This is a genomic window from Longimicrobium sp., assembly GCF_036388275.1.
Classification (GTDB): Bacteria; Gemmatimonadota; Gemmatimonadetes; order Longimicrobiales; family Longimicrobiaceae; genus Longimicrobium.
Genome location: NZ_DASVSF010000031.1, coordinates 1 through 3014, shown reverse-complemented (window position 1 = coordinate 3014; position 3014 = coordinate 1). Strand labels below are relative to the sequence as shown.

Genomic DNA, 3014 nt, shown 5'->3' with positions numbered 1-3014 from the left:
GACAGCGCTACCACGGCTCAAAATACTGCCGTCACCCTGGAGGCTTCAACTCTGTTAGCCAACGACACCGATGCCAATGGCGATATCCTCAGCCTGACGGGGGTCAGTAATCCTGTCAATGGCAGCGTTACCTTCTCTAATGGCAATGTCATCTTCACCCCCAGCACTAACTTCACGGGTAACGCCAGTTTTGATTACAGCATCAGCGATGGCAAGGGCGGCACCGCTAGCGGTTTAGTCAATGTCACCGTTGATCCTGTCGTTGGTACGGTGCAAAACGGCACCAATGGCAATGACACCCTCACGGGCAATGGTGGGAACGACTTCCTCAACGGTCGCAACGGTAACGACAGCCTCATCGGTAATGCCGGAAACGACATCTTGATTGGCGGCAATGGTAAGGACTTCCTAGTCGGGAGTGCGGGTGACGATTTACTCAATGGTGACAATGGCACTGACACCTTGAGGGGTGGACTAGGCAACGACACCTTGACCGGTGGCAACCGCCAGGACATCTTCGTGTTTGCCTCCGGCGAGGGCATCGATACGATTACTGACTTCCAGTTGGGTACCGACCAAATCGGTCTGACTGAGGGTTTAACGTTTGGGAATCTGTCGTTCTCGGGGAATCAGATTCTTATCGGTAGTGACGTTTTAGCCGTCCTGACTGGGGTGAATACTAATACTCTAACTGCCTCGAATTTCGTGGAAGTCTAGAAGCGCGCACCGGCCCAGTGATCCTAGTCAGCAGCGCTTGTGGCCCACGAGTCCCCGCGCTACTTTTTGCCTCGACTAAAGACTCGCTCAATTCAAGGCAAAACATCTCTGATGAAACGCTCAACTGCCGCTACGAATCAAACCAGGTAAAAGTGAGATGAAATCAAGGCAGCTCAGCCTTTCCCCAGAGCTTGCCTTTGACTGGGATAAGCTGCCTTAAACCTAATACCGGAATCGCCGCAATCAAGCCTTTTTAACAATCGATTCTCATCAATATATACAAGCGCGGCGAGATCGCCCGAAAAGAAGAGGGCAGAGCATCTCAAAACACGTCTACTAATACAACCAAAGTGGATCAAATGACAACTCTATTCAATCAATCAGCCGTGCATCAAAATAACGCTTGAGAATGCACCGATGGTGCAATTTGTCAGCAGTCATTCGGCTAAAGCAAGAAAACCGGCTTCTGGAAAGAAGTCGGGATGTGAAAACTTTCAACTAACCTAACAAGGAAGAACTAACACTATGTTTGAACCAACCTTCAACCTCTGGGACCTCAACGGCAGCAACGGCTTTGCGATTAACGGCATCGGGACGTATGACCAATCAGGCTTGTCGGTCAGCAGCGCCGGGGACGTCAACGGCGATGGCTTTGATGACCTGATTATCGGGGCAAACGGTGCCGACGCCAACGGCATCAGTTATGCAGGGCAAAGTTATGTAGTGTTTGGCAGCAACAGTGGCTTTGGTGCGAGCCTCAACCTGTCCACGCTCAACGGCAGCAACGGCTTTGCGATTAACGGCATCGCGCAGCTTGACCAATCAGGCGGGTCTGTCAGCAGCGCCGGGGACGTCAACGGCGATGGCATTGATGACCTGATTATCGGGGCAACAACTGCCTCCCCCAACGGCATCCGTTTAGCAGGGCAAAGTTATGTAGTGTTTGGCAGCAACAGCGCATGGAACGCCAGCCTCAACCTGTCCACGCTCAACGGCAGCAACGGCTTTGCGATTAACGGCATCGCGGCGTATGACGACTCAGGTCGGTCTGTCAGCAGCGCCGGGGACGTCAACGGCGATGGCTTTGATGACCTGATTATCGGGGCACGCTTGGCCTCCCCCGACGGCATCCGTGAAGCAGGGCAAAGTTATGTCGTGTTTGGCAGCAACAGTGGCTTTGATGCGGGCCTGGACCTGTCCACGCTCAACGGCAGCAACGGCTTTGCCATTAACGGCATCGCGGCCTTTGACCTATCAGGCATCTCGGTCAACAGCGCCGGGGACGTCAACGGCGATGGCTTGGATGACCTCATTATCGGGGCATACCATGCCGACGGCAACGGCATCAGTTCTGCAGGGCAAAGTTATGTAGTGTTTGGCAGCAACAGTGGCTTTGGTGCGGGCCTGGACCTGTCCACGCTCAACGGCAGCAACGGCTTTGCCATTAACGGCATCGCGGCCTCTGACTACTCAGGCTGGTCGGTCAGCAGCGCCGGGGACGTCAACGGCGATGGCTTTGATGACCTGATTATCGGGGCACGCGGTGCCTCCCCCAACGGCATCAGTCAGGCAGGGCAAAGTTATGTAGTATTTGGCAGCAACAGTGGCTTTGGTGCGGGCCTGGACCTGTCCACGCTCAACGGCAGCAACGGCTTTGCCATTAACGGCATCGCGGCGTATGACCGATCGGGCTACTCGGTCAGCAGCGCCGGGGACCTCAACGGCGATGGCTTTGATGACCTGATTATCGGGGCAAGCGGTGCCTCCCGCAACGGCATCGATGGTGCAGGGCAAAGTTATGTAGTGTTTGGCAGCAACAGTGGCTTTGGTGCGGGCCTCAACCTCGAGGAGCTCAACGGCAGCAACGGCTTTGCGATTAACGGCATCGCGGCGGATGACCTCTCAGGCTGGTCGGTCAGCAGCGCCGGGGACGTCAACGGCGATGGCTTTGATGACCTGATTATCGGGGCATTCCGTGCCGACCCCAACGGCATCAATGCTGCAGGGCAAAGTTATGTGCTGTTTGGTCGGGCATCGACTCCCACCAATCAACCCCCCGTGGCTAACCCCGACAGCGCTACCACGGCTCAAAATACTGCCGTCACCCTGGAGGCTTCAACTCTGTTAGCGAACGATACCGATGCCAATGGCGATCGCCTCAGCCTGACGGGGGTCAGTAATCCTGTCAATGGCAGCGTTACCTTCTCTAATGGCAATGTCATCTTCACCCCCAGCACTAACTTCACGGGTAACGCCAGTTTTAACTACAGCATCAGCGATGGCAAGGGCGGCACCAG

General features: G+C 55.2%; 2 protein-coding genes. Both read left to right on the top strand.

Annotated features, from left to right (window positions below):
- The coding region (locus VF632_RS08430) for a calcium-binding protein (RefSeq protein ID WP_331022433.1) at positions 1 to 717 on the top strand (717 nt) is incomplete at its 5' end.
- Positions 718 to 1242: 525 nt separating this feature from the next.
- A partial coding sequence (locus VF632_RS08425) for a cadherin-like domain-containing protein (protein ID WP_331022432.1) occupies positions 1243 to 3014 on the top strand: 1772 nt, incomplete at its 3' end.